The sequence below is a fragment of the Autumnicola aciditolerans genome (genome assembly GCF_041679265.1).
Taxonomy (GTDB): domain Bacteria; phylum Bacteroidota; class Bacteroidia; order Flavobacteriales; family Flavobacteriaceae; genus Autumnicola.
Genome location: NZ_JBGFSM010000007.1, coordinates 83,757 through 109,497, shown reverse-complemented (window position 1 = coordinate 109,497; position 25,741 = coordinate 83,757). Strand labels below are relative to the sequence as shown.

28 protein-coding genes are annotated in these 25,741 nt (G+C 40.8%); 7 read left to right on the top strand and 21 right to left on the bottom strand.

The window, feature by feature from the left end; all coding sequences use genetic code 11:
- Positions 1-87: 87 nt before the first annotated feature.
- The 7 genes from AB8M93_RS09260 to trhO all read right to left on the bottom strand — a co-directional run bounded on the left by AB8M93_RS09260 (position 88) and on the right by trhO (position 7,104).
- Positions 88-741: a CoA transferase subunit B gene (locus AB8M93_RS09260; protein ID WP_373057292.1), complete on the bottom strand. Its 654-nt coding sequence runs from the start codon at positions 739-741 to the stop codon at positions 88-90.
- Between the two features lie 30 nt (positions 742-771).
- Positions 772-1,134: a four helix bundle protein gene (locus tag AB8M93_RS09255; RefSeq protein WP_373057291.1), complete on the bottom strand. Its 363-nt coding sequence runs from the start codon at positions 1,132-1,134 to the stop codon at positions 772-774.
- Between the two features lie 32 nt (positions 1,135-1,166).
- Positions 1,167-1,862 carry a CoA transferase subunit A gene (locus AB8M93_RS09250; protein ID WP_373057290.1) on the bottom strand — a complete coding sequence of 232 codons (696 nt, stop codon included), beginning with the start codon at positions 1,860-1,862 and terminating at the stop codon, positions 1,167-1,169.
- A 107-nt stretch (positions 1,863-1,969) separates the two neighbouring features.
- Entirely contained in the window at positions 1,970-4,300 is a 2,331-nt protein-coding gene (locus AB8M93_RS09245) for a penicillin-binding protein 1A (protein WP_373057289.1), read from the bottom strand.
- 8 nt (positions 4,301-4,308) lie between these two features.
- Positions 4,309-4,800 carry a gliding motility lipoprotein GldH gene (locus tag AB8M93_RS09240; RefSeq protein WP_373057288.1) on the bottom strand — a complete coding sequence of 164 codons (492 nt, stop codon included), beginning with the start codon at positions 4,798-4,800 and terminating at the stop codon, positions 4,309-4,311.
- Positions 4,793-5,953, bottom strand: a complete 1,161-nt coding sequence (locus AB8M93_RS09235; protein WP_373057287.1) for a PSP1 domain-containing protein — start codon at positions 5,951-5,953, stop codon at positions 4,793-4,795. The genes AB8M93_RS09240 and AB8M93_RS09235 overlap by 8 nt, the downstream gene beginning before the upstream one ends.
- Positions 5,954-6,072: 119 nt before the next feature.
- Positions 6,073-7,104 (bottom strand): oxygen-dependent tRNA uridine(34) hydroxylase TrhO, encoded by a 1,032-nt coding sequence (trhO, locus tag AB8M93_RS09230; protein ID WP_373057286.1) that lies wholly within the window; start codon positions 7,102-7,104, stop codon positions 6,073-6,075.
- Between the two features lie 245 nt (positions 7,105-7,349).
- Here trhO and recA point away from each other — a divergent pair, with 245 nt between their 5' ends.
- The 4 genes from recA (at position 7,350) to AB8M93_RS09210 (ending at position 11,000) form a co-directional block, all read left to right on the top strand.
- Positions 7,350-8,363, top strand: coding sequence for a recombinase RecA (gene recA / locus AB8M93_RS09225; protein WP_373057285.1), 1,014 nt, complete (start codon positions 7,350-7,352; stop codon positions 8,361-8,363).
- Between the two features lie 107 nt (positions 8,364-8,470).
- On the top strand, positions 8,471-8,962 hold the full coding sequence (locus AB8M93_RS09220; protein WP_373057284.1) for a hypothetical protein: 492 nt from the start codon (positions 8,471-8,473) through the stop codon (positions 8,960-8,962).
- 12 nt (positions 8,963-8,974) lie between these two features.
- On the top strand, positions 8,975-9,517 hold the full coding sequence (locus AB8M93_RS09215; protein ID WP_373057283.1) for an RNA polymerase sigma factor: 543 nt from the start codon (positions 8,975-8,977) through the stop codon (positions 9,515-9,517).
- 34 nt (positions 9,518-9,551) lie between these two features.
- Complete coding sequence (locus tag AB8M93_RS09210) at positions 9,552-11,000, top strand: hypothetical protein (protein ID WP_373057282.1); 1,449 nt, start codon at positions 9,552-9,554, stop codon at positions 10,998-11,000.
- Here the strand turns inward: AB8M93_RS09210 and AB8M93_RS09205 are convergent.
- Positions 10,997-11,740 carry a lysophospholipid acyltransferase family protein gene (locus AB8M93_RS09205; RefSeq protein WP_373057281.1) on the bottom strand — a complete coding sequence of 248 codons (744 nt, stop codon included), beginning with the start codon at positions 11,738-11,740 and terminating at the stop codon, positions 10,997-10,999. The two genes, AB8M93_RS09210 and AB8M93_RS09205, sit on opposite strands and share 4 nt — an antisense overlap.
- Positions 11,741-11,815: 75 nt before the next feature.
- On the opposite strand from AB8M93_RS09205, the gene trpS reads away from it, so the two are divergent.
- On the top strand, positions 11,816-12,784 hold the full coding sequence (gene trpS / locus AB8M93_RS09200; RefSeq protein WP_373057280.1) for a tryptophan--tRNA ligase: 969 nt from the start codon (positions 11,816-11,818) through the stop codon (positions 12,782-12,784).
- Positions 12,785-12,987: 203 nt separating this feature from the next.
- Here trpS and dprA read toward each other — a convergent pair whose 3' ends face one another.
- The gene (dprA, locus tag AB8M93_RS09195; RefSeq protein WP_373057279.1) at positions 12,988-14,088 is read right to left on the bottom strand and encodes a DNA-processing protein DprA; all 1,101 of its coding nucleotides are present in this window, start codon (positions 14,086-14,088) and stop codon (positions 12,988-12,990) included.
- A gap of 86 nt (positions 14,089-14,174) precedes the next feature.
- On the opposite strand from dprA, the gene AB8M93_RS09190 reads away from it, so the two are divergent.
- Positions 14,175-15,107, top strand: a complete 933-nt coding sequence (locus AB8M93_RS09190) for an HU domain-containing protein (protein WP_373057278.1) — start codon at positions 14,175-14,177, stop codon at positions 15,105-15,107.
- Between the two features lie 56 nt (positions 15,108-15,163).
- The gene (locus AB8M93_RS09185; RefSeq protein ID WP_373057277.1) at positions 15,164-15,673 is read left to right on the top strand and encodes an acyl-CoA thioesterase; all 510 of its coding nucleotides are present in this window, start codon (positions 15,164-15,166) and stop codon (positions 15,671-15,673) included.
- Positions 15,674-15,678: 5 nt separating this feature from the next.
- On the opposite strand, the gene AB8M93_RS09180 is transcribed toward AB8M93_RS09185, so the two are convergent.
- From AB8M93_RS09180 to atpG, 12 genes are all read right to left on the bottom strand, one after another.
- Positions 15,679-16,296 carry a hypothetical protein gene (locus AB8M93_RS09180; protein ID WP_373057276.1) on the bottom strand — a complete coding sequence of 206 codons (618 nt, stop codon included), beginning with the start codon at positions 16,294-16,296 and terminating at the stop codon, positions 15,679-15,681.
- Positions 16,280-16,774 (bottom strand): hypothetical protein, encoded by a 495-nt coding sequence (locus tag AB8M93_RS09175; RefSeq protein WP_373057275.1) that lies wholly within the window; start codon positions 16,772-16,774, stop codon positions 16,280-16,282. The genes AB8M93_RS09180 and AB8M93_RS09175 overlap by 17 nt, the downstream gene beginning before the upstream one ends.
- Positions 16,743-16,976, bottom strand: coding sequence for a hypothetical protein (locus AB8M93_RS09170; protein ID WP_373057274.1), 234 nt, complete (start codon positions 16,974-16,976; stop codon positions 16,743-16,745). Before AB8M93_RS09170 ends, AB8M93_RS09175 begins: the two co-directional genes overlap by 32 nt.
- 63 nt (positions 16,977-17,039) lie before the next feature.
- Positions 17,040-18,260, bottom strand: coding sequence for a murein hydrolase activator EnvC family protein (locus AB8M93_RS09165; protein ID WP_373057273.1), 1,221 nt, complete (start codon positions 18,258-18,260; stop codon positions 17,040-17,042).
- On the bottom strand, positions 18,257-19,027 hold the full coding sequence (gene lolB1 / locus AB8M93_RS09160; protein ID WP_373057272.1) for a lipoprotein insertase outer membrane protein LolB1: 771 nt from the start codon (positions 19,025-19,027) through the stop codon (positions 18,257-18,259). Before lolB1 ends, AB8M93_RS09165 begins: the two co-directional genes overlap by 4 nt.
- On the bottom strand, positions 19,027-20,397 hold the full coding sequence (locus tag AB8M93_RS09155; protein WP_373057271.1) for a tetratricopeptide repeat protein: 1,371 nt from the start codon (positions 20,395-20,397) through the stop codon (positions 19,027-19,029). The genes lolB1 and AB8M93_RS09155 overlap by 1 nt, the downstream gene beginning before the upstream one ends.
- Positions 20,398-20,472: 75 nt before the next feature.
- Positions 20,473-21,483, bottom strand: a complete 1,011-nt coding sequence (locus AB8M93_RS09150) for a sugar phosphate nucleotidyltransferase (protein ID WP_373057270.1) — start codon at positions 21,481-21,483, stop codon at positions 20,473-20,475.
- 24 nt (positions 21,484-21,507) lie between these two features.
- A complete protein-coding gene (locus tag AB8M93_RS09145) occupies positions 21,508-22,137 on the bottom strand; it encodes a hypothetical protein (RefSeq protein WP_373057269.1) in 630 nt (209 codons plus the stop codon).
- 21 nt (positions 22,138-22,158) lie between these two features.
- Complete coding sequence (gene dut / locus AB8M93_RS09140) at positions 22,159-22,593, bottom strand: dUTP diphosphatase (protein WP_373057268.1); 435 nt, start codon at positions 22,591-22,593, stop codon at positions 22,159-22,161.
- 3 nt (positions 22,594-22,596) lie between these two features.
- Positions 22,597-24,048 (bottom strand): lipopolysaccharide biosynthesis protein, encoded by a 1,452-nt coding sequence (locus tag AB8M93_RS09135; protein ID WP_373057267.1) that lies wholly within the window; start codon positions 24,046-24,048, stop codon positions 22,597-22,599.
- A gap of 59 nt (positions 24,049-24,107) precedes the next feature.
- Positions 24,108-24,551, bottom strand: a complete 444-nt coding sequence (locus tag AB8M93_RS09130) for a hypothetical protein (RefSeq protein WP_373057266.1) — start codon at positions 24,549-24,551, stop codon at positions 24,108-24,110.
- 304 nt (positions 24,552-24,855) lie between these two features.
- Positions 24,856-25,716, bottom strand: coding sequence for an ATP synthase F1 subunit gamma (gene atpG / locus AB8M93_RS09125; RefSeq protein WP_373057265.1), 861 nt, complete (start codon positions 25,714-25,716; stop codon positions 24,856-24,858).
- Between the last annotated feature and the right edge of the window lie 25 nt (positions 25,717-25,741).

Below are 25,741 nucleotides of genomic sequence, written 5' to 3'. Positions count from 1 at the left end.
CTGAAGCTGGACTTAAAAATTTTACCTTGCTACTTTTGAATTGAAAAAACTTTGCAGGCCCTCTTTGAACATTCCAACCAGGAAAATTTACAACTGCATTTCAGGAATTTCCCCTTCTGCTATCAGTTTGCCCTCTGTAGCCTTTTTAATGTCTTCCACAGAAACACCGGGAGCCCTTTCAAGTAACTTGAAACCTTCTTTAGTTACTTCTATTACCGCAAGGTTAGTCACAATTTTGGTTACACAGCCCACACCGGTGAGCGGAAGGCTGCAGCGTTTCAGCAATTTTGATTCTCCTGCCCTGTTGGTATGCATCATGGCCACGATAATATTTTCTGCGGAAGCCACTAAATCCATAGCGCCGCCCATACCTTTAACCATTTTTCCCGGGATCTTCCAGTTGGCGATGTCCCCATTTTCGGCTACTTCCATAGCGCCGAGAATGGTTAAATCTACATGCTGGCCGCGAATCATCCCGAAGCTTGTGGCAGAATCAAAAAAGCTGGCGCCGGGCAAGGCGGTAATGGTTTGCTTTCCGGCATTAATTAAATCGGAATCCTCTGTACCCTCCACAGGAAAAGGCCCCATTCCCAAAATGCCATTTTCGCTCTGGAATTCAACTTCTATATCATCCCGAACAAAATTAGCCACCAGCGTAGGAATGCCAATTCCGAGGTTTACATAATATCCGTCCTTAACTTCTTTTGCTATACGTTTTGCTATTCCTTCTTTGTTTAACATCTTTTTCTAATTAGGAGATTTGAAAATGTGTCAATTTGCTGATTTCTTTTTACTACTTGAAATTATTTTCGATAGAATGAGAGTAATAGATTTTAACTGATCAAACAGTAACTGGCCTGGTCTAGAATAAAATTCAGATTTTTCGCAGAGCAGCAGCCAGTACAAAACTTCATCAGCTTCTTTTGCGGCTATTTTGCACTTATGAATAAAATCTGCCCTACTTTCAGCATTTTGCGCTTCATGTACATTAGCACCAATAGAAGTTCCACTTCTAAAGATTTGAGAAGCCATTTCATATTTTTTATGTTCTCTCAACTTTTCGGAAAATGCAATTATTCCCAAAGAGAACTCGAAACTTAACTTCAAAATAAGATTTTCCTTAGCAGGATTCATCTTCACATTAACACATTAATTAATCTTCAAATTTATAAACGTACCGTTTTCTTCTCTATCCTCTTTTCATACTTTTCTCCCTGGAAAATTCGCTGAACGAAAATACCGGGAATATGGATCTGGTTAGGATCAAGTTCTCCAGGTTCAACAAGTTCTTCCACCTCAGCAACAGTAACTGTTGCCGCACCGCACATTAGCGGATTGAAATTCCTGGCAGTTCCTTTAAAAATAAGATTTCCGGCCTTGTCACCTTTCCATGCTTTTACGAAAGAAAAATCTGCTTTAAAAGCCATTTCCAGCACATAATGTTTCCCGTTGAATTCTCGGGTTTCTTTACCCTCGGCTACTTCAGTTCCGTATCCCGCGGGAGTAAATATGGCTGGGTAACCCTGTTGTGCAGCCTGGCACCTGGCGGCAAGTGTTCCCTGCGGAATTAGCTCTACGTCCAACTCTCCGCTAAGCATCTGCCTTTCAAATTCCGCATTTTCCCCCACATAAGAGGAAACCATTTTATCGATTTGTTTTTTATGAAGGAGAAGCCCCAGGCCAAAATCGTCTACCCCTGCGTTATTGGAAATACAGGTAAGATTTTTAACATTAAGCCGCACCAGTTCTGAAATGGCATTTTCAGGAATACCGCTAAGGCCAAAGCCGCCCAGCATCATGGTCATTCCATCTTTAACTCCGCGGAGGGCTTCCTGTACATTTTCTACAGTTTTTCGAATCATTTTTCAGGATTTATTCCGAAAAATACGAAAATTAAAAAGCTGTTACAACGTAAAAACCGGTGCAAATTAAGATTTGTTCAGAAAAATTATCTTAGAATTGAATTATTCTAAAAATCCAGTTCGTCTGGTACAGTAGTATCAGGGTTTTGAGATTTCCCATAATCAGCACAATTCACCTCGATAGAAAGATTTTCAGGGCGTTCAAAATCTTCCTGTGAAACTTTTAAATCATCATCGGCATAAACTTTTTTCATATACATTCCCCAGATTGGGAGCGCCATAGTTGCCCCTTGTCCATACGTGATATTTGGGAAATGCACTGAACGGTCTTCCGCTCCAACCCAGACCCCTGTAGCCAGATCGGGAACCATTCCCATAAACCAGCCGTCACTCTGGTTTTGAGTAGTACCGGTTTTTCCGGCGATAGGATTTTTAAAATCGTAAGGATAACCGGTAACTGCACGCTTATAATGATCTAAATTGGCAGCATATGTTCCCCTAAGCCTTACCCCTGAACCTGACTGTGTTACCCCTTCCATTAATTTAATGGTAACATAAGCGGCTTCTTTGCTTAAGACATCCCGGGTTTGCGGCACATTTTGATAAAGCACCGTACCGTTCTTATCTTCAATCCTGGTAACTATGACGGGTTTTACATAAACTCCTTCATTGGCGAATGTGCTGTAGGCAGAAACCATTTCAAAGAGGCTTAAATCTGCTGTTCCCAGGGCAATAGAAGGCACGGCAGGAATATTTCGTGTGTCTACACCCAGTTTATCAATAAGATCTATCACAGGGCGGGGGCCGGTTTTATCTATAAGCCTGGCGGTAATGGTGTTCACAGAATTAGCCAAGGCATCCTTAAGCGTCATCATTCCCACGTACCCATCCGGGTCATTTGTGGCATTTTTAGGAGACCAGTCTTCCAAAAGCCCATATTTTCCGGCTTCAATAGTAAATCGGTTCTTGGGAAGCGTATCACAGGGCGAAAGCTTTAACTGATCTATTGCGGTTGCATACACAAAAGGTTTAAAGGTAGATCCCACCTGGCGTTTTCCCTGCTTAACGTGGTCGTATTTAAAATGTTTAAAATCTGTACCGCCCACCCAGGCTTTTACTTCCCCGGTTTGTGGGCGCATAGACATCATTCCCGCCTGAAGGTAAGATTTGTAATATAGAATAGAGTCATGAGGCGTCATGACCGTATCTTTTGTATGATTGGGACCTGTCCAGCTAAAAACTCTCATTTCACGTTCTTTATCAAAAGAAGCCTTTATTTTTTCTTCAGACATGTCTTTGGCCTTCATTTGCCTCCAGCGATCTGAACGTTTCATGGCACTCTCTATAATCTGATCCACCTCGCTCTTATCCACATCTCTAAATGGAGCAGTGGGATTATTTTTGTTCTGCCTGGCGAATTCTTTCTGAAGATGGGAAATATGTTTCTCCACCGCGTCTTCAGCATATTCCTGCATTTTTGAATCTATGCTGGTATAAACCTTTAAGCCATCGCGGTAAATATTGTATTCTGAACCGTCTGGTTTTGGATTTTCATCTATCCATTCCCCCAAAAACTTTTGTACGTAGGCACGAAAATATGTGGCCATGCCTTCATCATGGCCTTCAGGAGAAAAATCGAGTTTTAAAGGAAGGGATTGCAGTGAATCTTTTTCGGAAGGCGTTAAATACCCGTTTTTTTCCATCTGCTTAAGCACCTGGTTCCTTCGGGTTAAGGCATTTTCTTTAAACTCTTCTTTTGCGGGATTGTATAAGATTGGATTCTTTAGCATAGCCACCAGTACAGCGGCTTCTTCAGTTTTAAGCTCTCTGGGTTCTTTTCCAAAGTAAATACGGGAGGCGGAACGAATTCCCACGGCCTGGTACAAGAAATCATACTTATTAAGGTACATGGTAATAATTTCCTGTTTGGTGTACTGCCTTTCCAGCCTCACCGCGATCACCCATTCTTTCATTTTCTGAAATACCCTTTCTACTTTACTCTCAGGCACATCAGAAAACAGAAGTTTTGACAATTGCTGGGTAATGGTGCTTGCACCGCCCTTGGAACCAAGATAAGCGATTGCCCTTAAGGTCCCCCTTGCGTCAATTCCGGAGTGGTGATAATACCGTTCATCTTCAGTAGATACCAGGGCGTGAACCAGATTTTCAGGCAAATCATCATATTTTACCGGAGTGCGGTTCTCGTTATAATATTTCCCCAGGGTTTTCCCATCTGAAGAAAAAACTTCAGTTGCAAGGTTAGTTTCAGGATTTTCCAGTTCTTCAAAAGTGGGCATTTTACCAAATGCTCCCCATCCGGCCATTAAAAAGAGCACCACTACTATTAATAATCCAAGTCCAAAGAGGGTCCAAAAACCAAGAATATAAGACCTGTTGCTCTTTTTTGGAGATGTTTCCTTTTTTTTAGAAGTTGCCATTTATTTTACTATTGCTGTGCGCTATTTTCTATACGAAAGCCCACATGGGTAATACCTTCAAGATTTTGTATGCCTTCCACCTCGCCATTTTTTCTCATGGCTTGTTTTATACGCACCTCATATACTCCCTGTTCAGGGAATGTTACATTCTCCCTGTACCAGAGCTTGCTTTCCTTCACGTCACCAAAACCCGTACCAAGCCAGGTTCCATCTGGGGCAGCCATCTCATATTCTAATGTATCGCTTATAACCTTTCCGTGAGGAAATTCAAGCTGCGTAATAAGAAAAAGGTTGCTGTACTTGTAATCATTATTATTCCTAATATTTATAAAAAGGTTATAGGCCCTCACAGAATCCAGGTGTTCAAGTTTAAACGTGATAACTGAATCTTTATTCCATGTGGAGACAGATTTATATTCATCAAAAACCCGCTCCTTATCGCAGGAAAAGAGACTGCAAATGGTAAGAAATCCCAGCAGTAAAAAAAAAGCTTTACGCATTTTTTGAAGGTTTACCTTTCCTTTTTTTTCTTCTCCTTTTGCCTGTAGATCCCTTTGGTTTATCAAAACGGGTAAGACTATCCTGCCCTACTACATTATTAAAATCTGGCTTCCTGGTTTCTTCCATTTGCAGTACGGCTTCAAATTCTTCCAGGCTGCCCACAGGCTCCTTTTTCTTATTGGAAGCAATGATTTTATTGGCCTGCTCTGCAGTGAGTTTATGCCAGTTCATCCACTCCCCTTCATAGGCGTACCATAACACACCCTGAAAAATATCAATTTTCTGGCATACGGCCGTTCCTTTTTTGGTGTACAGTTTAGTATCTGTACGTGGGAAAGATTTTAATGCTTCCAGGTAGGTGTCCAGTTCATAATTAAGGCAACACTTCAGTTTTCCGCATTGTCCCGCCAGCTTCTGCGGATTTAAGGAAAGCTGCTGATATCTGGCTGCAGAAGTGCTTACAGACCTGAAATCTGTGAGCCAGGTAGAACAGCAAAGCTCCCTTCCGCAGGAACCAATACCTCCCAGCCTGGAGGCTTCCTGGCGCAATCCTATCTGGCGCATTTCAATGCGTGTGTTGAATTCGCGTGCAAATTCTTTTATCAATTCCCTGAAGTCTACGCGGTCATCGGCAGTATAATAAAAGGTGGCTTTGGAGGCATCTCCCTGGAATTCGATATCGCTAATTTTCATGCTCAGGTTAAGCCTTATGGCAATCTCCCGGGCACGTACCTTCATTTTTTCTTCCCTGTCCCGTGCTTCCTGCCAGACATCTATATCTTTTTGGGTTGCTTTACGGTACACTTTTAATACCTCATCACTATCTGGAGAAACTTTCTTCTTCTTCATTTGTACTCTTACCAGTTCCCCGGCAAGGCTTACCATCCCAACATCATGCCCGGCACTGGCTTCTGTGGCTACCACATCTCCCATGCTTAGGCTAAGGTTTTCTGAATTCCGGAAAAAGTGTTTCCTCCCATTCTTGAAGCGGACCTCCACAAAATTAAAAGGTTCTGTGCCGTTGGGAAGAGACATATTGGAAAGCCAGTCAAAAACAGTTAGTTTGTTACAACCATCTGTTCCACAGGTTCCGTTATTTTTACATCCTTTTGGCTGACCGTCTTTACCGGTCGAGCAACTAGTGCAAGCCATAAACTATATATGTTGAAACTCCTTCAAAGCCAATTTGCCTTGCGGAGTTTTGGGTTCATAAAAAAATCTACCGTAAAGATACCAATATTAATTGGCACTACCGTTTATAGAACGGGAAGTTAGACTTTATATTTTAAAACTTCAGACCGTCCTTTTTTGAATATCTTATTGCTGTTCCCTTTGCCTTTTCTAAGCGCCTTCTGCTCTTCGTAAGGTAAGGAATTAATTTTCATACACGCTTCTGAACAGCAATTGTTCATCTCCATCGCACATTCCTCACACTGTATAAACAGTAAATGGCAGGCCTCGTTTGCACAATTTACATGGGTATCACAAGGTTTACCACATTGATGGCAGTGCGCAATAATATCTTCTGAAATCCTCTCGGAACGGCGATGGTCAAAAACAAAGTTTTTGCCTAAAAATTTATTCTCAAGGTTTTGCTTTTTCACCTGCCGGGCGTATTCTATTATACCGCCTTCCAGCTGAAAAACTTTTTTGAAGCCTTTATGTTTGTAATAAGCGCTGGCTTTTTCACAACGAATCCCACCGGTACAATACATTACCAGGTTTTTGTCTTCTTTATGTTCTTTCAGATCTTCTTCAATAATTGGCAATGAATCCCTGAAGGTATCCACATCTGGCGTGATGGCTCCTTTAAAATGGCCAATTTCGCTTTCATAGTGGTTGCGCATATCCACAAGAACCGTGTCGGGATCTTCCAGCAGTTTATTAAACTGTTCCGCATCAACATGAATGCCCTTATTGGTCACATCAAAACTGGCATCATTTAAGCCATCAGACACAATTTTTTTACGCACTTTTACCTTCAGTTTTAAAAATGCTTTAGCATCGTGCTCAATAGCGATATTCAGCCTTACATTTTCAAGAAAATAGATATTATCGATAAAATTCTTAAAACGATCAAAATTTTTGGCAGGCACTGAAAGTTGGGCATTTATCCCTTCATGTGCCACATAAATTCTCCCGAGTACATCCATCTGGTCCCAGGCAATAAACAAGTGATTCCTAAATAAATGCGGATTTCCTATTTTGGCGTAGGCGTAGAAAGAGAGCGTCAACCGGTCTTCCCCGGCTTCTTCTATTAAAGCTTCCCTTTCTTTAGCGCTTAATTTATTGTACAGTTGCATGCTATACTAATTTTTAAGAGTTAAAGAAATTTGTGCAAAGATACTATTTAAAGGAATCTTAAAAAAGTTTTCTGCCGGTGGTAAATAAATTCTGTAAAGTTATTGAGGAATCTATAGGTTTTCTGAAATCTGTATCAAAATTTTATGCTGAACTTATACACCTGGCGGTAAACTCTTTCCCTTTATAAAATTGTGATGCAGCAAAACTTATAGTATTTTAGCGGCACTTAAAAACAGAAAAAATCATGAGCAACGATAAAGAAAAAGAGGCCAAATTAAAGGCGCTAAAGCTTACCCTTGACAAAATGGATAAAACCTATGGCAAGGGTACCGTAATGAAGATGAGCGACCAGGCTATTGTAGATGTTGATGCCATTTCTACCGGTTCTTTAGGGCTGGATCTGGCTTTGGGAGTAGGAGGTTATCCAAGAGGAAGGGTGATCGAAATTTACGGCCCGGAATCTTCTGGTAAAACCACCCTTACACTTCATGCCATTGCTGAAGCTCAAAAAGCCGGTGGCATTGCTGCTTTTATTGATGCGGAGCATGCTTTTGACCGGTTTTATGCTGAAAAACTTAATGTAGATATTGAAAATCTTATCATTTCCCAACCCGATAACGGGGAGCAGGCCCTGGAAATAACCGATAATTTAATACGTTCCGGCGCGATAGATATTATCGTAATTGACTCGGTTGCCGCACTAACTCCAAAAAGTGAGATTGAGGGAGAAATGGGAGATTCAAAAATGGGGCTTCACGCCCGCTTAATGTCACAAGCCTTAAGAAAGCTAACCGCTTCCATTAGCAAAACAAATTGCACCGTAATATTCATCAACCAGCTAAGGGAGAAAATTGGGGTAATGTTTGGGAATCCGGAAACCACCACCGGGGGTAATGCCCTTAAATTTTACGCTTCAGTGAGGCTGGACATTAGAAGGTCTACGCAAATTAAAGATAGTAACAGCAATGTTACCGGAAACAAGACCCGTGTAAAAGTGGTTAAAAACAAAGTTGCGCCACCTTTTAAAACTGCAGAATTTGATATTATGTACGGAGAAGGGGTCTCTAAAATTGGGGAGATTATAGATATAGGAGTAGATTACGAGATCATCAAGAAAAGCGGTTCCTGGTTTAGTTATGAAGACACTAAATTAGGCCAGGGGCGCGATGCCGTTAAAACCATCCTGAAAGACAATCCGGACCTCATGGACGAGCTGGAAACCAAAATAAAAGAGGCGATAAAAGTCGCCAACGAATAAACCCAAATTTAAATCCCTTTTTTAAGGGATTTTTTTTGCGCCCTACGCAACCTTTCCCCTTTTTATGCATCTATAAAGTAACATTAACTTTAAATAGGAAAATAAAAATGAAAAAACTTGGTTTATTATTGATCTTGGCTTTAACAATTGTAAGCTGCAATGATGATGATGGGGTAAATATTGCTTATGAATATGCGCCAATTACAGCTTATGATTTTCCTGAATTTTTTGAAGCCGGGGAAACTTATGATCTTGAGGTTACATACGAGCTTCCCGACGCATGTCATAACTTTGTAGGAATAGACGGAAATTCTAAAGAAGTATCAGGCGGTGTGGAAATTTATTTGGGAGCACTTACCACTTACAATCCAAATTTAGAAGTATGTGATGAAGAGGATGACGACCTAAGCAGAGACAGGACTATTGAAAATTTCCGTATCCCAACTACAGCAGATGATGGTGACGTTTACACCTTTTTCCTTTTATCAGGCCAGGATGAAGACGGCGATGCCGAGTATACAGAGGTAGAAATACCTGTTGGCGCTCCTGATGATGAAGGTGATAACACCCAGGAAACTACCGAAGAAAGCAGCAACTAATAAGAAACCTTGGTGAGTCTAGAGAAGCTCATAAAAAACTGCAAAAAACAGGATATTAAGGCACAGGAGGCGCTTTACCGGTTATATGCCGATAAGCTGTTTGGCCTGTGCCTTAAATATTCTTCAGGTTATCATGAGGCTGAAGACAACCTTCAGGATGGCTTCCTTACCATTTTTGAAAAAATTTCCCAGTACAAGAACAAAGGTTCTTTTGAAGGCTGGATGAAACGTATAATGATTAATACCGCATTGCAAAAACACCGAAAGACCAAGTTATTACAAATTATTAACGAAAATCAAATTGAAGAACCCGAGGTAGAAGTTGATGAGGAAACCCTGGAACAAAGTTTTTTGTTACAAACCGTCCAGGAATTACCAGATCGCTACCGGCAGGTTTTTAACCTCTACGCGCTGGATGGTTATTCCCATAAAGAAATAGCTGCAATGCTGGAAATTTCTGTGGGAACCTCTAAATCTAACCTTGCCCGCGCCAGGAACATACTAAAGGAAAAAATTGAAAATCATCAAAACAATAATTCCGTGCAATCCCTATGACAGCTAATTTTTTTGCTGCCGCAAATTGATGAAGATGAAAGAAAGAAAAAACATAGACCGGCTTTACCAGGAGAACTTTAAAGATTTTGAAGCTACTCCCCGGGAAGAAGCATGGCAAAATATTGCGGCCAGGCTTCAGAAGAAAGAGGAAAAAAAGCCCTTTCTCATTCCGCTATGGTACAAGCTGGGAGGCATAGCCGCTGCGGTTGCCGTAATTTTTGGCCTTGCTTATCTAATGAACAAGGATAGCATAAATCCGGGTACCGAAGTGGTTTTTGAAATTGAAGATTCTGCACGGCCTTCCATAGATGTTCCTTTAAGTAATACAAGACTTCAGGAAGCTTCCAGGCTTCTGGATTCTGTAAGATCCCGAAGCGATAAAAATACTCAAAACAGCCAGTACACCCTTAATTCTGACAATTCTTCCCGCGGAAAAAGCCCTGCTTCAAAACAATCAAATTCTTACTCAAATCAGGCTGAAGAGAATACTGAAGCAGAAGAAGAAATTCTTGCCATTCAGGATAATCCAAATCAGGTTTCCGAAGAAAATGAGGAGAACAATCTGAATGATGCGAAGAACAATTCTTCAGCAATTGCAGGGAATGAACCCATAGAAAACGAAGACACACAAAAGTCCGCTTCTGAAGAAAAACCTAATGAAAATAGTATTGAAGAAAATCAAAACGCCCTTGCCCAATTAGCTGACCAAAAGAATGGCGACCGGGAGTCGGTTGCAGAGCCTGCAAAGGAAAAAGTAAGGCTAAGCACCTTTGCGGCACCTATTTTTTACGATAATCTTGGTAATGGTAATGCTATTTCTCCGGAATTTAATGATAATAATTCCCAGGCGCAGGTAACAGTAGCTTACGGGCTTAATATCGCTTATCCCATAACTGAGAAAATTAGCATTAGAACCGGGATTAGCAAAGTGAATATTAGTTATGATATTCAGGAAATTTCCTATGCTCCTTCTGCCTTTGCGCAAAGCATTCAAAGCATAGATTACAATTCTAACAATGCCATACAGGTGCAGGATGAGAGCCCTGGCATCCGCATTCCAGATTTTGGCGGGCTTTCCGGTGAAGAATTCTCCAACAGTAGTTCTGCAATTGCTCCAAATTACGTTTCCGGAGAACTTAACCAGCAGTATGGTTTTATTGAAGTTCCCCTGGAAATTGAATATGCCCTTATCGATAAAAAGTTTGATTTAAACCTTATTGGCGGGGGAAGCAGCCTCTTTCTAGATCAAAATTCGGTGAGTATTCTGGCAAATAACCAGCGTACCGAACTTGGAGAAGCCAATAATATTAATAAAGTGAGTTTTAGCACCAATATTGGATTGGGATTGGGATATGAACTTATGCCAGATTTCAGGCTAAATGTAGAACCTATCTTTAAATACCAGCTCAATACTTTTAAAGGCACCAGCGGCGTGCAGCCTTTCTTCTTCGGAATTTATTCCGGGTTTAGCTACAAATTCTAACGCACGGAAGGATTCTCCAGTTCCTGTAGAATAATTTTTCTCGTTTCCTCCTTTAGCGCCCTTTTATCTGCAATGGTCTTTCCTTTTGTAGGAAGAAAATGATGAACTTTTACCCGAAGTTTTCCCGGCCCTCCACTGAAGAATTTATAGGAAAACCTTTTTTTACAGTCATGGAAAGTCATTGGCACTACAGGTATCTGGTGCTCTATGGCCAGCCTGAAGGCGCCGTCTTTAAACTCATCCAGTACAATGGAGTGATTGTCTGGCACACCACCTTCCGGAAAAATGCAAATACTATTTCCCTGCTTTAAACGGCGCTGGGCTTCATTAAAAGCATCCTGCTTGCTTTTTTGGCTTTTCCGGTCTACAAGAATAGAAGTTTTACGATAAAAATGTCCAAAAAGGGGAATTTTAGCGAGTTCCATTTTTCCTATGAAAATAAAAGGATGCCTGTTTACCGCAATCATGAGCATAATATCGATAATAGAAGTATGATTTGCCACAATCATGTAACTTCTTCTTTTCTGCATCTTTTCCTCATATTTTACTTTAGGATAAAAACCCATGCCGTAAAGGATGCATTTTGCCCAGATACGTGCGCATATGTAGAACTGGGGATAAAAACGTTCAGCAGAAGCAACCACCAGAAGCACCGGCAGCATAATTATTATGGGCAATCCTAATAAGATGTAGAACCAGATGCGCCATAACAGTATTGCCAGCTTTTTAAGTATGCCCATAGAATCCAAAAGTACTAAAATGACTCGACTGAATTCTACAAAAACGCTAACTTTGTAAAAAAACTGAAAAAGTAAATGTCCAGAATACTTACAGGAGTACAAAGCACGGGAACACCACATTTAGGCAATTTATTGGGAGCAATTTTACCAGCCGTTAATATGGCCAACCAACCCGGGAACGATTCGTTTATATTTATTGCAGATATGCATTCCCTTACTCAAATTAAGGATGCCGAGACTCTAAGGAACAACACCTACTCTGTAGCAGCTACCTGGCTCGCCTGTGGGCTGGATATTGAAAAAAGCGTTTTTTACCGCCAGAGCGATATCCCGCAGGTGACCGAGCTCACCTGGTATTTAAGCTGTTTTTTTCCTTACCAGCGCCTTACGCTGGCTCATTCATTTAAGGACAAGGCAGACCGGCTGGAAGACGTAAATGCAGGGTTGTTTAATTATCCCATGCTCATGGCGGCAGATATTTTGCTTTATGATGCTGAAATTGTGCCCGTGGGAAAAGACCAGCTGCAACACCTGGAAATTACCCGCGATGTGGCTTCCCGTATTCACGCCAAACTAGGAGAAACCTTTGTGCTGCCTGAAGCCCGAGTGGAGAAGAATACCATGTATGTGCCGGGAACAGACGGTGAGAAAATGAGTAAATCTAAAGGCAACTACATCAATATTTTTCAAACAGACAAGAAGCTGAGAAAACAGGTGATGGGCATCCAGACCGATAGTACTCCGCTGGAAGAGCCTAAAAACCCGGACAGCTGCAATGTGTTTGGATTATATAAACTTGTTGCCAGTGAAGAGCAGATTGCCGAAATGCGCAAGAATTATGAAGGCGGAAATTACGGTTACGGCCATGCCAAACAGGCATTGTTTGAAGTTTTAAAAGACAAATTCCGGGAACCAAGGGAAAAATATGAGTATTATATGAACAACCTTCCGGAACTGGACAAAGCTTTAGACCACGGTGCTAAAAAAGCTTCGGAAGTTGCGAATACCGTCCTTAAGAGAGTGAGGGAGAAAATGGGATATTAAAGTTGGAGTTTATAAGAGGTATGCTGTTGTGAGTTATGTGTTATGAGTTCCTTCTGCAATAAAAGCTTAGGTATGCGGAATTCAGGATAAAAAAGCTTTTGGTTATGGGATTCTAATTTCTAACTTCCAACTTTGTACTTTTTTTTAATCATTTTTCTGAAATTCAGGTTTTTAAGTTCAAAAAAGTTTTGGAAAACGCTATTTCAGATTAATTCAAACAACTTCCCCGGCAAGGGCCTTATCAGCCCTTTTAATTCCATATTCAGCAAAACGGAAGCGGCCTTAAAAGTGGGATATTTGCAATTAAGAGCTATAAGATCAAGTTCGGCCTTGCCCATATTTTGAAGATACTGTGCTATAATTTCTTCTTCGGGTTCCAGCTCTACAAACAGTTGCTTTTGCACTGCCTTTTGTGAAGCAGGAAGATCCCAGTTTAGAATATAGATAAGGTCTGCTGCAGAAGTTAGTACATGCGCATTCTGGAATTTTATAAGGTTATTGCAGCCTTTGCTGTAATTATCCCCGGGGCGCCCGGGAACGGCAAAAACTTCCCGGTTATAAGAATTTGCCAGATCTGCCGTAACAAGGGAACCCCCTTTTTCGGCACTTTCTATCACAATGGTAGCTTCACTTAATCCGGCAATAATCCTGTTTCTCTTGAGAAAATTGTTCCGGTCGAATTTGTCTGTGCTCCAAAAGTCGGTGCAAAAACCACCATTTTCTTCTATTGCCTGCATGTACTTTCGGTGCGCTTTGGGATAAATCTGGTTTAATCCGTGAGCAAGACAACCTATAGTTTGAAGCTTGTTTCTGGCAGCTGCCCGATGAGCCGTAATGTCTACACCATAGGCAAAACCAGAAACAATAACCGGATTCAAAGGAGCAAGTTCTGCCACGAGTTCTTCACAAAATGTAACGCCATGGTTTGTAATATTACGGGTACCAACGATACTGATCATCTTTTGCTGATCAAACTTTATATTTCCCCTGCTAAAAAGCAGCAGCGGGCCGTCAAAACAATGCTTTAATTTATCCGGATAATCCTGTTCCTGGAAATAAGAAACCTGGATATTATTCCTTTCTATAAATTTCAGCTCATTTTCCGCAGCTTTAAAATGTACGGCATTCTGAAGATCGGCAATCCTGGTTTTACCAATTCCATCCAGTTTAAGTAAATGCTGCTTTTTTTCTTTAAAAACCGCTTCCGCAGAACCGCAATGCCGGATAAGTTTTTTAGCATTGCTATCCCCCAGGTTTGGAACATGCTGTAAGGCCAGGGCATAAATGAGTTGAGAGAAATCCATCTTTTAAAATTACACAAAAAAAGATTTGTTAATAAAAATTCTTTGGGTAACTTTATCAGAAGGCTGGAACTCTTATTTTTGTCCCGATGAACATAGCAAAGCATATTCAGGATTTACTATATCGTTACGAATGCGTAATAGTACCCGGATTTGGGGCCTTTTTATCCCAAAAACAACCGGCTTTTATAGATCAAAAGACCAAGACTTTTTATCCGCCCAAAAAGGTAGTTTCCTTTAACGGGCAACTGGTTAAAAATGATGGCCTATTAGCCAATTATCTGGCTGAAGCAGAGCAACTTTCTTATAGCAATGCTGTTTATAAAATCAGCGAATTTGTAGCTTCCCTTGAAAAATCACTTGAAGATGATAAACACGCGGAACTGGAAAATATTGGGAAGCTCAGTTTTTCTGCTGAAAATAATTTGCAGTTCGAACCGTATGCCGATATAAACTTCCTTACCGATTCCTTTGGATTACAATCTTTCCAGAGCAGTGTGGTAAACAGGGAAGTTTATAAAAAACAGGTGCAGGAACTGGAAGAAAAGACAGCCTTCCTTTTTACTCCGGAAAGAAGAAAAAGTACCACTTATTTAAAATATGCAGCCATAGGCTTACTGGCTCTTGGAATCTCAGGTTTTGCAGGATTGAACCTGTACAGCAACCAGGTTTCAGAACATAATATTGCGGAACAGCAGGAGGCTGAAAACCAGCTTCAGCAGCAAATTCAACAGGCAACCTTTATTATAGATAATCCGCTGCCTGCGGTAACCCTTAATGTTGAAAAGCAATCTGGTGATTATCATATTGTTGCAGGCGCTTTTAGAATGCCGGAAAATGCCGAAAAAAAGGTAGAAGAACTTAAAGCCGAAGGATATAAAGCGCGGCTTATTGGTGAAAATAAATATGGCCTTCACCAGGTAGTGTATGCGAGTTTACAAACAAGAAGGGAAGCGATTAATATGCTGCGGGAGGTTAAAAAAACCAATGATGCTGCATGGTTGCTCGTCCAGGAACTTTAATACTTCTTTAACCGGAAAAAGCCAGAAGCACCGTATTTTTGCCGAAAATTTAAAATATGCAAGCTAAAACTCCGGCAGAATCAAGAACTACCCTTACCGATCTTGTATTACCAAGTGAAACAAATCCGCTAAACAATCTTTTTGGAGGAGAACTATTGGCTCGTATGGATCGCGCCGCCAGTATCGCTGCACGCCGACACAGCCGGAGGATTGTTGTTACTGCGTCTGTAAATCACGTGGCCTTTAACAAGGCGGTACCCTTAGGTAGTGTGGTAACTGTAGAGGCAGCCGTTTCCCGCGCGTTTAAATCTTCTATGGAAATTTTTATTGATGTTTGGGTGGAAGACCGGGAAAGCGGCCAGCGTAGTAAAGCCAATGAAGCCATCTATACTTTTGTTGCGGTAGATGAAACCGGCACGCCAATCCAAATCCCGCCACTAAAACCGGAAACCGATCTTGAAAAAGAACGTTTTGCTGCGGCTTTAAGAAGAAAACAGCTCAGTTTGGTTTTAGCTGGTAAAATGAAGCCGAATGAAGCTACAGAACTAAAGGCACTATTTGAATAAATACCCTAATTAGTAGTTATTCTAATCCCTAAAGACAGGCTGGCAATAGTAGCGCTGCCAAAATATTTTTCCAGTTCAGGAGAAGTTTTAATGCTGGTAAAATCTTTTCGCCATTTCCCGGCTCCAAATATTCCCATATTTTTTGTAATCCTATACCCAATCTTTGGCTGTAGCCAGAAAACAAAGGCATTATCATGAAACTTAGTGTCAAAAAAAGAGGTGTTTACATACGAAGCATAGCCAAAAGCCGCGAATAAAGAAAGGTCAATTCTGGGATTCACCTGGCAGCTATACCCCCCGTTAAGGGCAACAGTATTTATTATTGTGGATTTCACATTTCCCAGTTTTTCGGGTTTTTCAACTTCCCCTCCAACATGGTCAATCTTAAATCCAACGAGCCAGTTTGGATCTACAAAAACATCCAGGCCATACTCCAGACCAGTATTTAAATTATAAGCATCTCCAAGAAAATTTTTACCTAAAGCAAAATTTTGATGTATCCCTACTTCAATCTGCAGTTTTCCGGCGTGAGGCGCGGTATAAATATTTTCCTGCTCCTGGGCAAAAGAGGTAAACATGCTTAGCGGCAGTAGTATTAAAAATAGTTTAAGGATTAAACTCATACGGATTTTCTTCTTCCCCAGAAATAGGTATTACCGCTTCTCGCGTAATTCCATCTACAGCATATTTGATAAGAACTTCAGAATCTTCAAGGGTTTCAAAGCTTAGTTGGTAGTCTCCTTCTTCGTTAGGTTCTACCAAAAGATAATTGGTAATATTTTTGGAATATTCGGGTTCTTCAGGAACTTCCTGCATCTCTGTCCAATTATCAATAGTAATTACCGGCTCCGGATTGAGGTAATTCACCTCTACTCCCATTGGCTCAGTAATATTAAAGATAATTCTTACATTAACTCGTTTTTTCAAATTGATGTTTCCCAGGTCAAGGAGACTTTCTTTACGGCTAAACCTGTTATCCAGGAAGGTAAGGCTTTGATATTCATTCCCCGCAATGCCGGAGTTTATTTGTACAAAAAGCCTCCCCGCATCAACATCCAGGGAAGTAAAATTAATCCCCTTCAGAATTTGTAGCAGATCCATTTATTCTTTCCAGATGAGAGGAAGCAAGAATAAAATTGCTCCCCACATAAGTTCTGGTTTCCACGCCCATATCCGGCAAATTTTCACCGGCAATATTACCGATTTTACCCTTTACCTGCAGCCTTTTATTATCTGCAATGGAAACCGGTGTACAGCTGTACAAAACCAGAAACAGAGCACAGAGAAATACAACCTTGGACATAAGCAGATGGATAATTATATATTATACAGATGCACGAAAGCTAAAAAGTTGCGTCTAACCTAATTACATTTGATAAATCCAGTCTGCCGGATTCATCTTTTGAGTATTCCTGAAGATTAGAAAATGAAGCGTGGTTTTACCAGTAGTCCTGTTTGTGGCCACCTCTCCTATCTCCTGCTCGGTGCTTACCACATCCCCCCTTTTTACATAAACTTCATCCAGGTTATCGTAAATGGTAATATAATCTCCGTGCCTTACCATAACCGCTTTGTTAGCTCCTTTTAAAAGCTGGACTTCGCTTACTGTCCCATTAAAAACCGCACGCGCTTTCCCGCCGGGATCGGTATCGATATTCACTCCGTTATTGTTAATAATGGCAGTTTGCACTATTGGATGCGGATGTTGCCCGAAAGACATGGTTACCACACCAGACTTTACCGGCCAGGGCAGCTTTCCTTTATTTTTGGCAAAATCGGCTGCAAGGGCCTTAGCCGCGGGAGTAAGCTTATATACATCGCGAGAGGTAGAACCGCTTTCTTCATTGGCTTTAGCAATAGAAGCCCTGATCATCTCCTCAATTTGCTGGTCTATCCTGTTAATTTCCTGCTGCCGCTCTTTTATTTGTGCTGCAAACTGCCCTTCCTTCTTATTAATGGTAGCCATTAAGGCCTGCTGGGATTTACGGTTCTCCTCAAGCTGTTGCCGGGTTTTGCGATTTTCAGCTATTAATTGTTCCTTTTCTTCCTTTTGATCTGCCAGGTTCTTATTTAAACGCTGCAAATCTTCAGTACGGGAACGTATTTGCTCTCCCTGCTCCTTCCGGTAGTTTGTATATTGCTTCATATACTGAAGCCTCTTATAAGCCTGCAAAAAGCTTTCTGAAGACAATAAGAACATCACCCGGCTTTGCTGGGATTTACTTTTATAAGACCTCCTTATCATTTTGGCGTAATCGTCTTTTAATTGCTGAAGCTCCTCACGCAGGCTGGAAATTTTTTGCGTGTTGGCATTGATTTCCTGCGTAAGCAAATTTGCCTGCTGGTTGGTGACTTTTATAAGGTTCTCGGTGCGCTTAATTTGCTGGTTTAAATCCTCTACCTGGGTAAGGACAGACTTCTCTTTTTGTTTATTGCTGGAGCGCAGTTCATTAATTTTACTGATTTCCTTGCGCAGTTCCAGGCGTTTCTTCTCCAACTCTTCCCTGTTGGTTTGTGCAGATGCCGCCTGGCTTAGGCCGAAAATGGTAAAAAACCAAAAGATATATGCAAATTTCTTTATTTTCATTTCACGCTAATTTCATCATATCCTGAAGGAATGTCGAACGGAAAACTAACTTCCTCATTAAAATCTACAGAGCGGTATGTGATATCTATATTGGTAGATTCTCCCCCTTCATTAGCAATAATCTTGATATTATCGGGAAAAAGGCGCCCGTTAATCATTTGATAATCAGAATAAGTAATGGTCACACTACGATTCTCCGAAGCCTGCGCAAGCTGCTGTGCTGTCGCTTTATAATTTGAAGGGTTAATAAGGAACATTTTTTCCACCGCGCCGGTTTCTTCCGGTAAAAACTGGTAGCCGCGGGCAGATTGTTCCATTTTATATGGTTCTTCCCTAAGATCGTAAATGGCCTGCCCAATTAAAAGATTCTGAAGCTTCTGGAAATCCAGCGGAGTTCCCAGCCAGTCACTCACCAGGCTAAAATCCCCGTCAAAATAGCTCTTGCTTATTTTCTCATAGTAACTTACTGAAGTGGGCGTAATATAAACTTTGGCTACAGGAAAACCCAGCACAGACGCGCTCATCCAGATGGCTTTATCTTTTTCCATTCTAAAACTAAGGTTCACCGACTGTGTCCTGTCTTCGGTTTGATAAACCGCCCGCAATTTGCCTGAAGCGGTTTCAAAATCTACCTCATTATCATAATGGCGGGCAATCACATTGGCAGCTTTCGCATTCCTGGTGGCGATGCCTTTAGCTGCCCTGCCCCCTCCACAGGAAACCAGCACAAGCATTAAAAAACAAAGGGCAATACTATTTTTAAACATTAGTTTATTTCTTTTAATATTAACTCTGCCTTTTTGGAAAAACCGGCAGCTTCTTCTTTATTTCCCAATCCTGCATTTGCCAAAGCGAGCTGATTATAAAAATCTGATTCTACTTTTTTATCATCAATTAAAAAGTCAAGCCCAAAAGTAAGAATTTCCTCTGCTTCCTTAAACTGCTTTAACGCATTTAAAGCAACTCCACGCAGTAAGTAAAAAACGGGCTGCGCAGGGAAAATTTCAAGGGCTTCTTTACTTACCCTGGCGGCTGCCTCAAATCTATTAAAGTCAATCTGCAACAACAACGTGCTCCTGGTGAGTTCAAAATTATCAGGATTTTGCTTCAGTGCCTTTTCAAAATAATCCAGCGCCTCTTCTTTCCTGCCATTCCGCAAATAAAATTGCCCGAGTTCCTGGTAAAGTTCCGGCCGCTCTTCAACTTCAGAAAGCAGCTGCGCCATTTCCATTACATCCTCTTCATATTCTTTATTTTCTTCAGCAAAAAGAAGAAAATCGTTCAAAACCTTATATTTTGAATCAGGATCGATCTCTTCACTGCGGAAAACGGTTTTCATGGAATTCACCGCGGCTTCAGTTTCTTCTCTTTCCAGGTAAAATTTATACAGCGCGAGATGCACCAGGGTAGAGCCGGGGTTGGCCTCAAGCAATTCCGTGGCAATTTTAAAAGCTTCCTCATCGTTTCCCTCCTGGCTATGAACATAAATTAGGTTAAGATAGTTTTGTTCATTTTCAGGATCTGCGGAAATTTCTTCTTCAAGATTGCTTATTTGTGCCGCGGTATTATTGGTTAGCGCAAAAATCTGGCGCCGCATTTTTTCGCGGTAAGAACTACTCCCCAGCTTTTTATCCAGCTCATCTATTAGCTGAAGCGCATTCTCATACTGCCCACTGAGCATATACAAATTCGCCAGGTCTTCGTTATACGAATCTTCCAGCGGAATAAGCTTTTTTACTACGGAAATGGCCTCTTCATAATTGTTGGTGAGCATGTACATATCGTACAATTCGGCCAGGACCGCTTCCCTTTTTGGAGCAAGATTGATGGCTTTGCTGAAGTTTTCTTCGGCTAAATCAAAATTTCTAAGCGCCTTATAATTTTTGGCCATTTCAAAGAAAACCACCGGATTTTGAGGTTGCAACTGCTCGCATTTTTCCAGAGCCGTTATCGCTTTCTCATAGTTTTCTATTGCTTTTTGCTTTAGCGCTTCAAAAAAATACTCCTGAAACTCATCTGAAACATTGCCTAAATCATCATTAACCACCACTTTGGCCATCTGCTCTTCCTGTGACCACAGCTGCTGGTTCACAAGCAAACCTGCCAAAAAGCCAAATATGATGATGCTCTTTTTCATTTTATCCAACCAATCTTCCTCTTCCTCTATATTCCTTACAGCTTTTGAAAGCCTGCGTGTATGTAAAACAGAAGATTATTCCAACACAGAATAATCCCCAATGCTTATCTCCTTAAATTCGCCGTCAAAACGGGCAAAATTTCCAATCATGGCGTTATCCAGTTTGGCATTTTTAACTTCGGCAAAAGTCTGGATAAGGCTGTTTTTAATTTCTGAATTTTCAATTTTTGTACCGTTCCCTATAGATACATTAGGGCCAATTTTGGCATTTTTCAGCTCTACATTTTCCCCAATGTAGCATGGTTCGGTAATTTCAGAATCCACAATTTTAACTGAATCGGACATCAGCTTTTTGCCATCCTGATGCAAAAAGTTAAGCATCCTGCCGTTGGTTTCCACGGTTACGTTTTTGTTTCCGCAGTCCATCCATTCATCCACTTTTCCAGGAACAAACCGCATGCCTTTTTGTTTCATGGCTTCAATCCCATCGTTTATTTGGTACTCGCCACCGCGAATTATATTGTTATCCAGCACACCCTGCAACTCCTTTTTAAGCACGGCAACATCTTTAAAATAATAAATACCAATTACCGCCAGATCTGAAACCTGCTCCTGGGGTTTTTCCACAAGATCTGTAATTTCCCGTTTTTCGTTGAGTTTCACTACCCCATACGCACTGGGATTTTCCACCTGCTTTACCCAAATCACGCCGTCGGCCTCTTTGTCTAACGTAAAATCGGCTTTAAAAAGGGTATCGGCATAAGCAACCACTGCAGGGCCGCCAAGCGAGTCCTTGGCACACATAATCGCGTGGCCGGTGCCCAGCGGCTTATCCTGATAGTAAATGCTGCTTTTTGCACCAAGGCTTTCCGCTATATTTTTGAGATCGCTTTCCACTTTCTCTCCAAAATCTTCACCAATAATAAAGGCAACTTCGTCTATTTGCTCATCCAGTACTTCGGCAATATCTTCTACCAGCCGGTGTACAATAGGTTTGCCCGCAATGGGAATTAATGGTTTTGGAACGGTTAAAGTATGAGGGCGAAGCCTTGATCCACGGCCTGCCATTGGTACGATAATTTTCATTTTAATTTTTTTTATTTACTATTTCTATTTTAAATAACCCCTGGCTCTAAGGTCTTTATGCATTGCTACAATATCTTCCGGGATTTCGCTCTGTATAAGCCAGTTTACATCGAGCCCGTTATTAATTGCCGCTTTCATGAGATATGGGTTATCTCCTATTAAATTACCCAACTCTTTAAGATCTTCTTTAAATTCCAGCATATAATCACTATGCAATTTTTGAATAAGAAGCATTATTTTAAAAACCCTGGCCACTACCGCAACACAAAATTTTCTTGCTTTTCCAGGAGTTGCCGATAGTATATTCTCCTTGTTTTGTTTTAAAACTTCAATTAGCATTAACAGGTTTAGGCTGGCTTCCCCAAATTTATCTTTTGTAATTTTTACATGTTCAGTGATATCCCCACTTAAAAATCGAACATCCATATTAAGGTATCCTACAGAATAAAAAGATTTCTGCATCTGCTTAGCCCTTTCAATAATCCTGTTCTCCATTTTTTCACGCTGATCTTCTACACTTTCAGTATTTACCAATTTAAAATGCAGCCGGTTAGCCAGCATCAAATCTTTTTTTAGCAAGCGCAAAATCAGTTTATCTTTCTCCTTATCGGGAAGATGACTAATAGCTTCTTTAAACTCTTTATCAAACTTCATCAAGTAAGTATTGTAATTTGCCTATTGATGCCCTGTGCTTCCAAAACCTCCTGCACCCCGGGAGGTTTCTCCAAGAATATCTACTTCTTCCCAGGAAATATGTTCGTGTTTGGCAATAACCATCTGTGCCACGCGCTCTCCATTTACAATAGTATATTCTTCATTGGAAAGGTTCACAAGAATTACTCCAATCTCGCCACGATAATCTGCATCTATGGTACCGGGTGCGTTTAGAACGGTAATTCCTTTTTTGGCAGCCAGGCCGCTTCTTGGCCTTACCTGGGCTTCATAACCCACAGGTAATTCTATAAAAAGCCCCGTTTTTACTATTGCTCTCTCCAAAGGTTTTAAAGTGATTTCTTCGGAAATATTTGCCCTAAGGTCCATTCCCGCCGAAGCTTCGGTCTCGTAATGCGGCAGTTTATGTTCAGATTTGTTGATAATTTTGATTTTCATAAACTATGATTGAATGATTTGTTGAATTTGATTTTTTTCTGAAAAATACACTATTCCTATAAACAGTATCAATAACGGGATTCCCACTAAATAATTTCCGGGAAATATATAAAATGATACGGAAGATAATAAAATTGACAGGCATAAGAAACCTAATGTTTTCTTGAGATTGTATGGAATTGGATAATATTTTCTTCCGTAGAAATAAGAAAGGAACATCATCACGCCATAAGCCGCAAGCGTTGCGATGGCAGAACCCATATAGCCAATCCCTGGGATGAGCAGCACATTAAGAAGAATAGTGACAATGGCACCTCCTATAGAAATGAATCCGCCAAATTTAGTCCTGTCGGTAATTTTGTACCATACAGAGAGGTTATGGTAAATCCCTAAAAACAGGTTGGCAAGCAGGATTAGCGGAAGGATTTTCATCGCCTCCCAATACTCTGAATTTTGAATGAGCAGCCGCTTTAATAAATCTGAAAAAACAAGCACAGCTATTAAGATAATACTGCCAAAGATGGTAAAATAATTAGTAATTTGAGCATAGGTTTTAGGCGCATTTTTTGAAGAAGCATGGCTAAAAAAGAAAGGTTCTATTCCCAAACGGAAAGCCGTGGAGAAAAGCGTCATAAAAAGTGCCAGTTTATAGCAGGCAGAATAGGCTCCAATTTTTGCTTTGGCGATATCTGCCGGAAGCATTCTATCCAGAATAATCCGATCAAAAACCTCATTAATTGAAAAAGCAATCCCGGCAATTAATACCGGAACGGCGTAGGCCAGCATCTTTTTCCACAACAGCTTATTAAAGGTAAAACTAATCTTAAGATAAAAAGATAACATTAAAACTAAGGTCACCGCACTGGCAATGAGATTTGAAATAAAAACATAAGATATCTCGAAATTGGGACGATATATCGATGCGAAAATGGAAGATTCCCTTGCCAGGTCTTCCAGATAAATAAGAAAAAAAACGTTCAATCCCAGATTGATGGCGACATTAAGTATTTTAATGATCGCGTATTTTAATGGCTTTTCTGTAGCTCTAAGCCATGAAAAAGGAATAATAACCAGCGCATCCAGGAATAAGATCCAGATCGCCAGATTTATATATTTAAGCGGAATATTTATGAGGTGTGAAACATAAGACCGGACAAGAAATGCAAGTGCCAGAAATAAAACCGAAGTTCCCAGCAGGGACAAGGCAGAGGTGCTTAAAACGCTTTCCCGGTTTTCAGATTTGTTATAAAACCTGAAAAAGGCGGTTTCCATACCATAAGCCAGGATCACATTAAAGAGTACAAAATAAGCGAATATCACCGAAATTTCCCCATATTCTTCCATCGGTAAAACATCGGTATACAGGGGTACTAATATAAAATTAAGCATTCTTGGCAGCACCGTGGCCAGCCCGTAAAGAAAAGTATGTTGAAATAATTTTTTGAAAGTACCCAATGGGAATGCCTTGATTTCTTACAAATATCTGAATAAATCAGAAGTAATGGCGCCTGGAATTAATCCTTTTCCACAATTCCTTCCAGTTTGTAGAACTTTGTAGCTGCATTTTGGACAAAAACCAGCAGGGCTTCATTATTTTCCAGCTTTACCGGGCTTTTTTCCGGTTTTTGTGGTGGCTTATTCCCGTATTCTTCTTTTGGGTCACTGCTCATTACCATAGCAGGGTCTTTGGTGTTGAATCTGGCCACATATTCTCCCGGGATTTGCTCATTTTGTTTAAGCGGAGACTTCATCCCTCGAAAGTAAACACTTTCAAGAGAGACCTGGTTCTCCTGGATGTTTACCACAGGAATATGTAACGATAAAGACTGCCCGTTTAAGATGGTATAGGCATCACCAAACTGCGCCGGGGCCTTTTCCTGAAGATTTTTGTTGCTGCCGCAATTAGTGAAAAGGCTGAAAATAAAAATGCTGCTAAAAAGAAAGTAAACGTGCTTCATGATATATAATCTTATTGATTTTAAACTAAGAAAGCAAAACAGATGCCAAAGAAAAACCCACAACTTTTGGCCGCGGGTTTCTTTTGTATTATTGAATTTGACGGTTGGCTACTTCTAACCCTTCCGCCCCTCTCGGGCCACCTTCCCTTGAAAGGGAAGGAGCGAATTAGTGCTGGAGAAATTTGACTCCGTTATACTGCGTCTAATTGCTCAGTGCCTCGCGATGGAGAAATTTGACTCCGCTACGCCGCGTCTAATTGCTCAGTGCCTCGCGATGGAGAAATTTGACTCCGCTACGCTGCGTCTAATTGCTCAGTGCCTCGGCACCTCCAACAATTTCTAAGATCTCGTTGGTGATGGAAGCCTGACGCGCTTTGTTGTAGGTAAGTTTAAGATCATCCCGAAGCTCTGTGGCATTCTCAGTAGCTTTGTGCATGGCGGTCATTCTCGCTCCGTGCTCAGAAGCAAAAGAATCGCGCAATGCTTTATAAAGCTGCATTTTCAGGGATTTCGGAATCAATTCCCTTACAATTTCAATTTTGGAGGGTTCAAAAATATAATCCAGCTGTTTATTGGTCTCTCCTTCAAACTTTGGAATTGGCAGGAACTGCTCTTCAGTTACAATTTGCGTAGCCGCATTTTTAAACTGATTGTAAACAATTTCTATTTTGTCGTACTTGCCGTCAAGGAACAACTGCATTAATTCTTCGGCAATTTCAGCAACATGATCAAAATTTAAATCATCGTAAATCCCATTATTATTCTTATAAATTGAGAAGTTCTTCCTAAGAATATCATTGGCTTTTTTACCAATAGTGTAAAATTCAACATTTTTACCAGGATGTTTCTCTTTAGCCCTTTGCCTCACCGCTTTGATAATATTAGTGTTAAATGCACCGGCCAACCCCCTGTTGGAAGAAATGGCGACAATTAATACATTTTTCACTTCTCTTTCTTCAGCAAATTTGCTGCTAGAATCATCATCCAGTGTGGCACTAAGATCCTGCAAAAGCTGGGTTAACTTTTCAGAATAAGGACGCATTGCCTCAATGGCGTCCTGGGCTTTGCTCAACTTTGCAGCAGAAACCATTTTCATGGCGCTGGTGATCTGCATGGTTGAAGAAACCGAGGTAATCCTGCTACGTAATTCTTTTAAGTTTGCCATTCTTAATAATTATGAATTCCGAGTG

What these genes read in the sequence shown, in the direction of transcription:
- AB8M93_RS09260 (WP_373057292.1), bottom strand. Translation starts at nt 741, where the DNA reads ATGTTAAACAAAGAAGGAATAGCAAAACGTATAGCAAAAGAAGTTAAG.
- AB8M93_RS09255 (WP_373057291.1), bottom strand. Translation starts at nt 1,134, where the DNA reads ATGAATCCTGCTAAGGAAAATCTTATTTTGAAGTTAAGTTTCGAGTTC.
- AB8M93_RS09250 (WP_373057290.1), bottom strand. Translation starts at nt 1,862, where the DNA reads ATGATTCGAAAAACTGTAGAAAATGTACAGGAAGCCCTCCGCGGAGTT.
- AB8M93_RS09245 (WP_373057289.1), bottom strand. Translation starts at nt 4,300, where the DNA reads ATGGCAACTTCTAAAAAAAAGGAAACATCTCCAAAAAAGAGCAACAGG.
- AB8M93_RS09240 (WP_373057288.1), bottom strand. Translation starts at nt 4,800, where the DNA reads ATGCGTAAAGCTTTTTTTTTACTGCTGGGATTTCTTACCATTTGCAGT.
- AB8M93_RS09235 (WP_373057287.1), bottom strand. Translation starts at nt 5,953, where the DNA reads ATGGCTTGCACTAGTTGCTCGACCGGTAAAGACGGTCAGCCAAAAGGA.
- trhO (WP_373057286.1), bottom strand. Translation starts at nt 7,104, where the DNA reads ATGCAACTGTACAATAAATTAAGCGCTAAAGAAAGGGAAGCTTTAATA.
- recA (WP_373057285.1), top strand. Translation starts at nt 7,350, where the DNA reads ATGAGCAACGATAAAGAAAAAGAGGCCAAATTAAAGGCGCTAAAGCTT.
- AB8M93_RS09220 (WP_373057284.1), top strand. Translation starts at nt 8,471, where the DNA reads ATGAAAAAACTTGGTTTATTATTGATCTTGGCTTTAACAATTGTAAGC.
- AB8M93_RS09210 (WP_373057282.1), top strand. Translation starts at nt 9,552, where the DNA reads ATGAAAGAAAGAAAAAACATAGACCGGCTTTACCAGGAGAACTTTAAA.
- AB8M93_RS09205 (WP_373057281.1), bottom strand. Translation starts at nt 11,740, where the DNA reads ATGGGCATACTTAAAAAGCTGGCAATACTGTTATGGCGCATCTGGTTC.
- trpS (WP_373057280.1), top strand. Translation starts at nt 11,816, where the DNA reads ATGTCCAGAATACTTACAGGAGTACAAAGCACGGGAACACCACATTTA.
- dprA (WP_373057279.1), bottom strand. Translation starts at nt 14,088, where the DNA reads ATGGATTTCTCTCAACTCATTTATGCCCTGGCCTTACAGCATGTTCCA.
- AB8M93_RS09190 (WP_373057278.1), top strand. Translation starts at nt 14,175, where the DNA reads ATGAACATAGCAAAGCATATTCAGGATTTACTATATCGTTACGAATGC.
- AB8M93_RS09185 (WP_373057277.1), top strand. Translation starts at nt 15,164, where the DNA reads ATGCAAGCTAAAACTCCGGCAGAATCAAGAACTACCCTTACCGATCTT.
- AB8M93_RS09180 (WP_373057276.1), bottom strand. Translation starts at nt 16,296, where the DNA reads ATGAGTTTAATCCTTAAACTATTTTTAATACTACTGCCGCTAAGCATG.
- AB8M93_RS09175 (WP_373057275.1), bottom strand. Translation starts at nt 16,774, where the DNA reads ATGGATCTGCTACAAATTCTGAAGGGGATTAATTTTACTTCCCTGGAT.
- AB8M93_RS09170 (WP_373057274.1), bottom strand. Translation starts at nt 16,976, where the DNA reads ATGTCCAAGGTTGTATTTCTCTGTGCTCTGTTTCTGGTTTTGTACAGC.
- AB8M93_RS09165 (WP_373057273.1), bottom strand. Translation starts at nt 18,260, where the DNA reads ATGAAAATAAAGAAATTTGCATATATCTTTTGGTTTTTTACCATTTTC.
- lolB1 (WP_373057272.1), bottom strand. Translation starts at nt 19,027, where the DNA reads ATGTTTAAAAATAGTATTGCCCTTTGTTTTTTAATGCTTGTGCTGGTT.
- AB8M93_RS09155 (WP_373057271.1), bottom strand. Translation starts at nt 20,397, where the DNA reads ATGAAAAAGAGCATCATCATATTTGGCTTTTTGGCAGGTTTGCTTGTG.
- AB8M93_RS09150 (WP_373057270.1), bottom strand. Translation starts at nt 21,483, where the DNA reads ATGAAAATTATCGTACCAATGGCAGGCCGTGGATCAAGGCTTCGCCCT.
- AB8M93_RS09145 (WP_373057269.1), bottom strand. Translation starts at nt 22,137, where the DNA reads ATGAAGTTTGATAAAGAGTTTAAAGAAGCTATTAGTCATCTTCCCGAT.
- dut (WP_373057268.1), bottom strand. Translation starts at nt 22,593, where the DNA reads ATGAAAATCAAAATTATCAACAAATCTGAACATAAACTGCCGCATTAC.
- AB8M93_RS09130 (WP_373057266.1), bottom strand. Translation starts at nt 24,551, where the DNA reads ATGAAGCACGTTTACTTTCTTTTTAGCAGCATTTTTATTTTCAGCCTT.
- atpG (WP_373057265.1), bottom strand. Translation starts at nt 25,716, where the DNA reads ATGGCAAACTTAAAAGAATTACGTAGCAGGATTACCTCGGTTTCTTCA.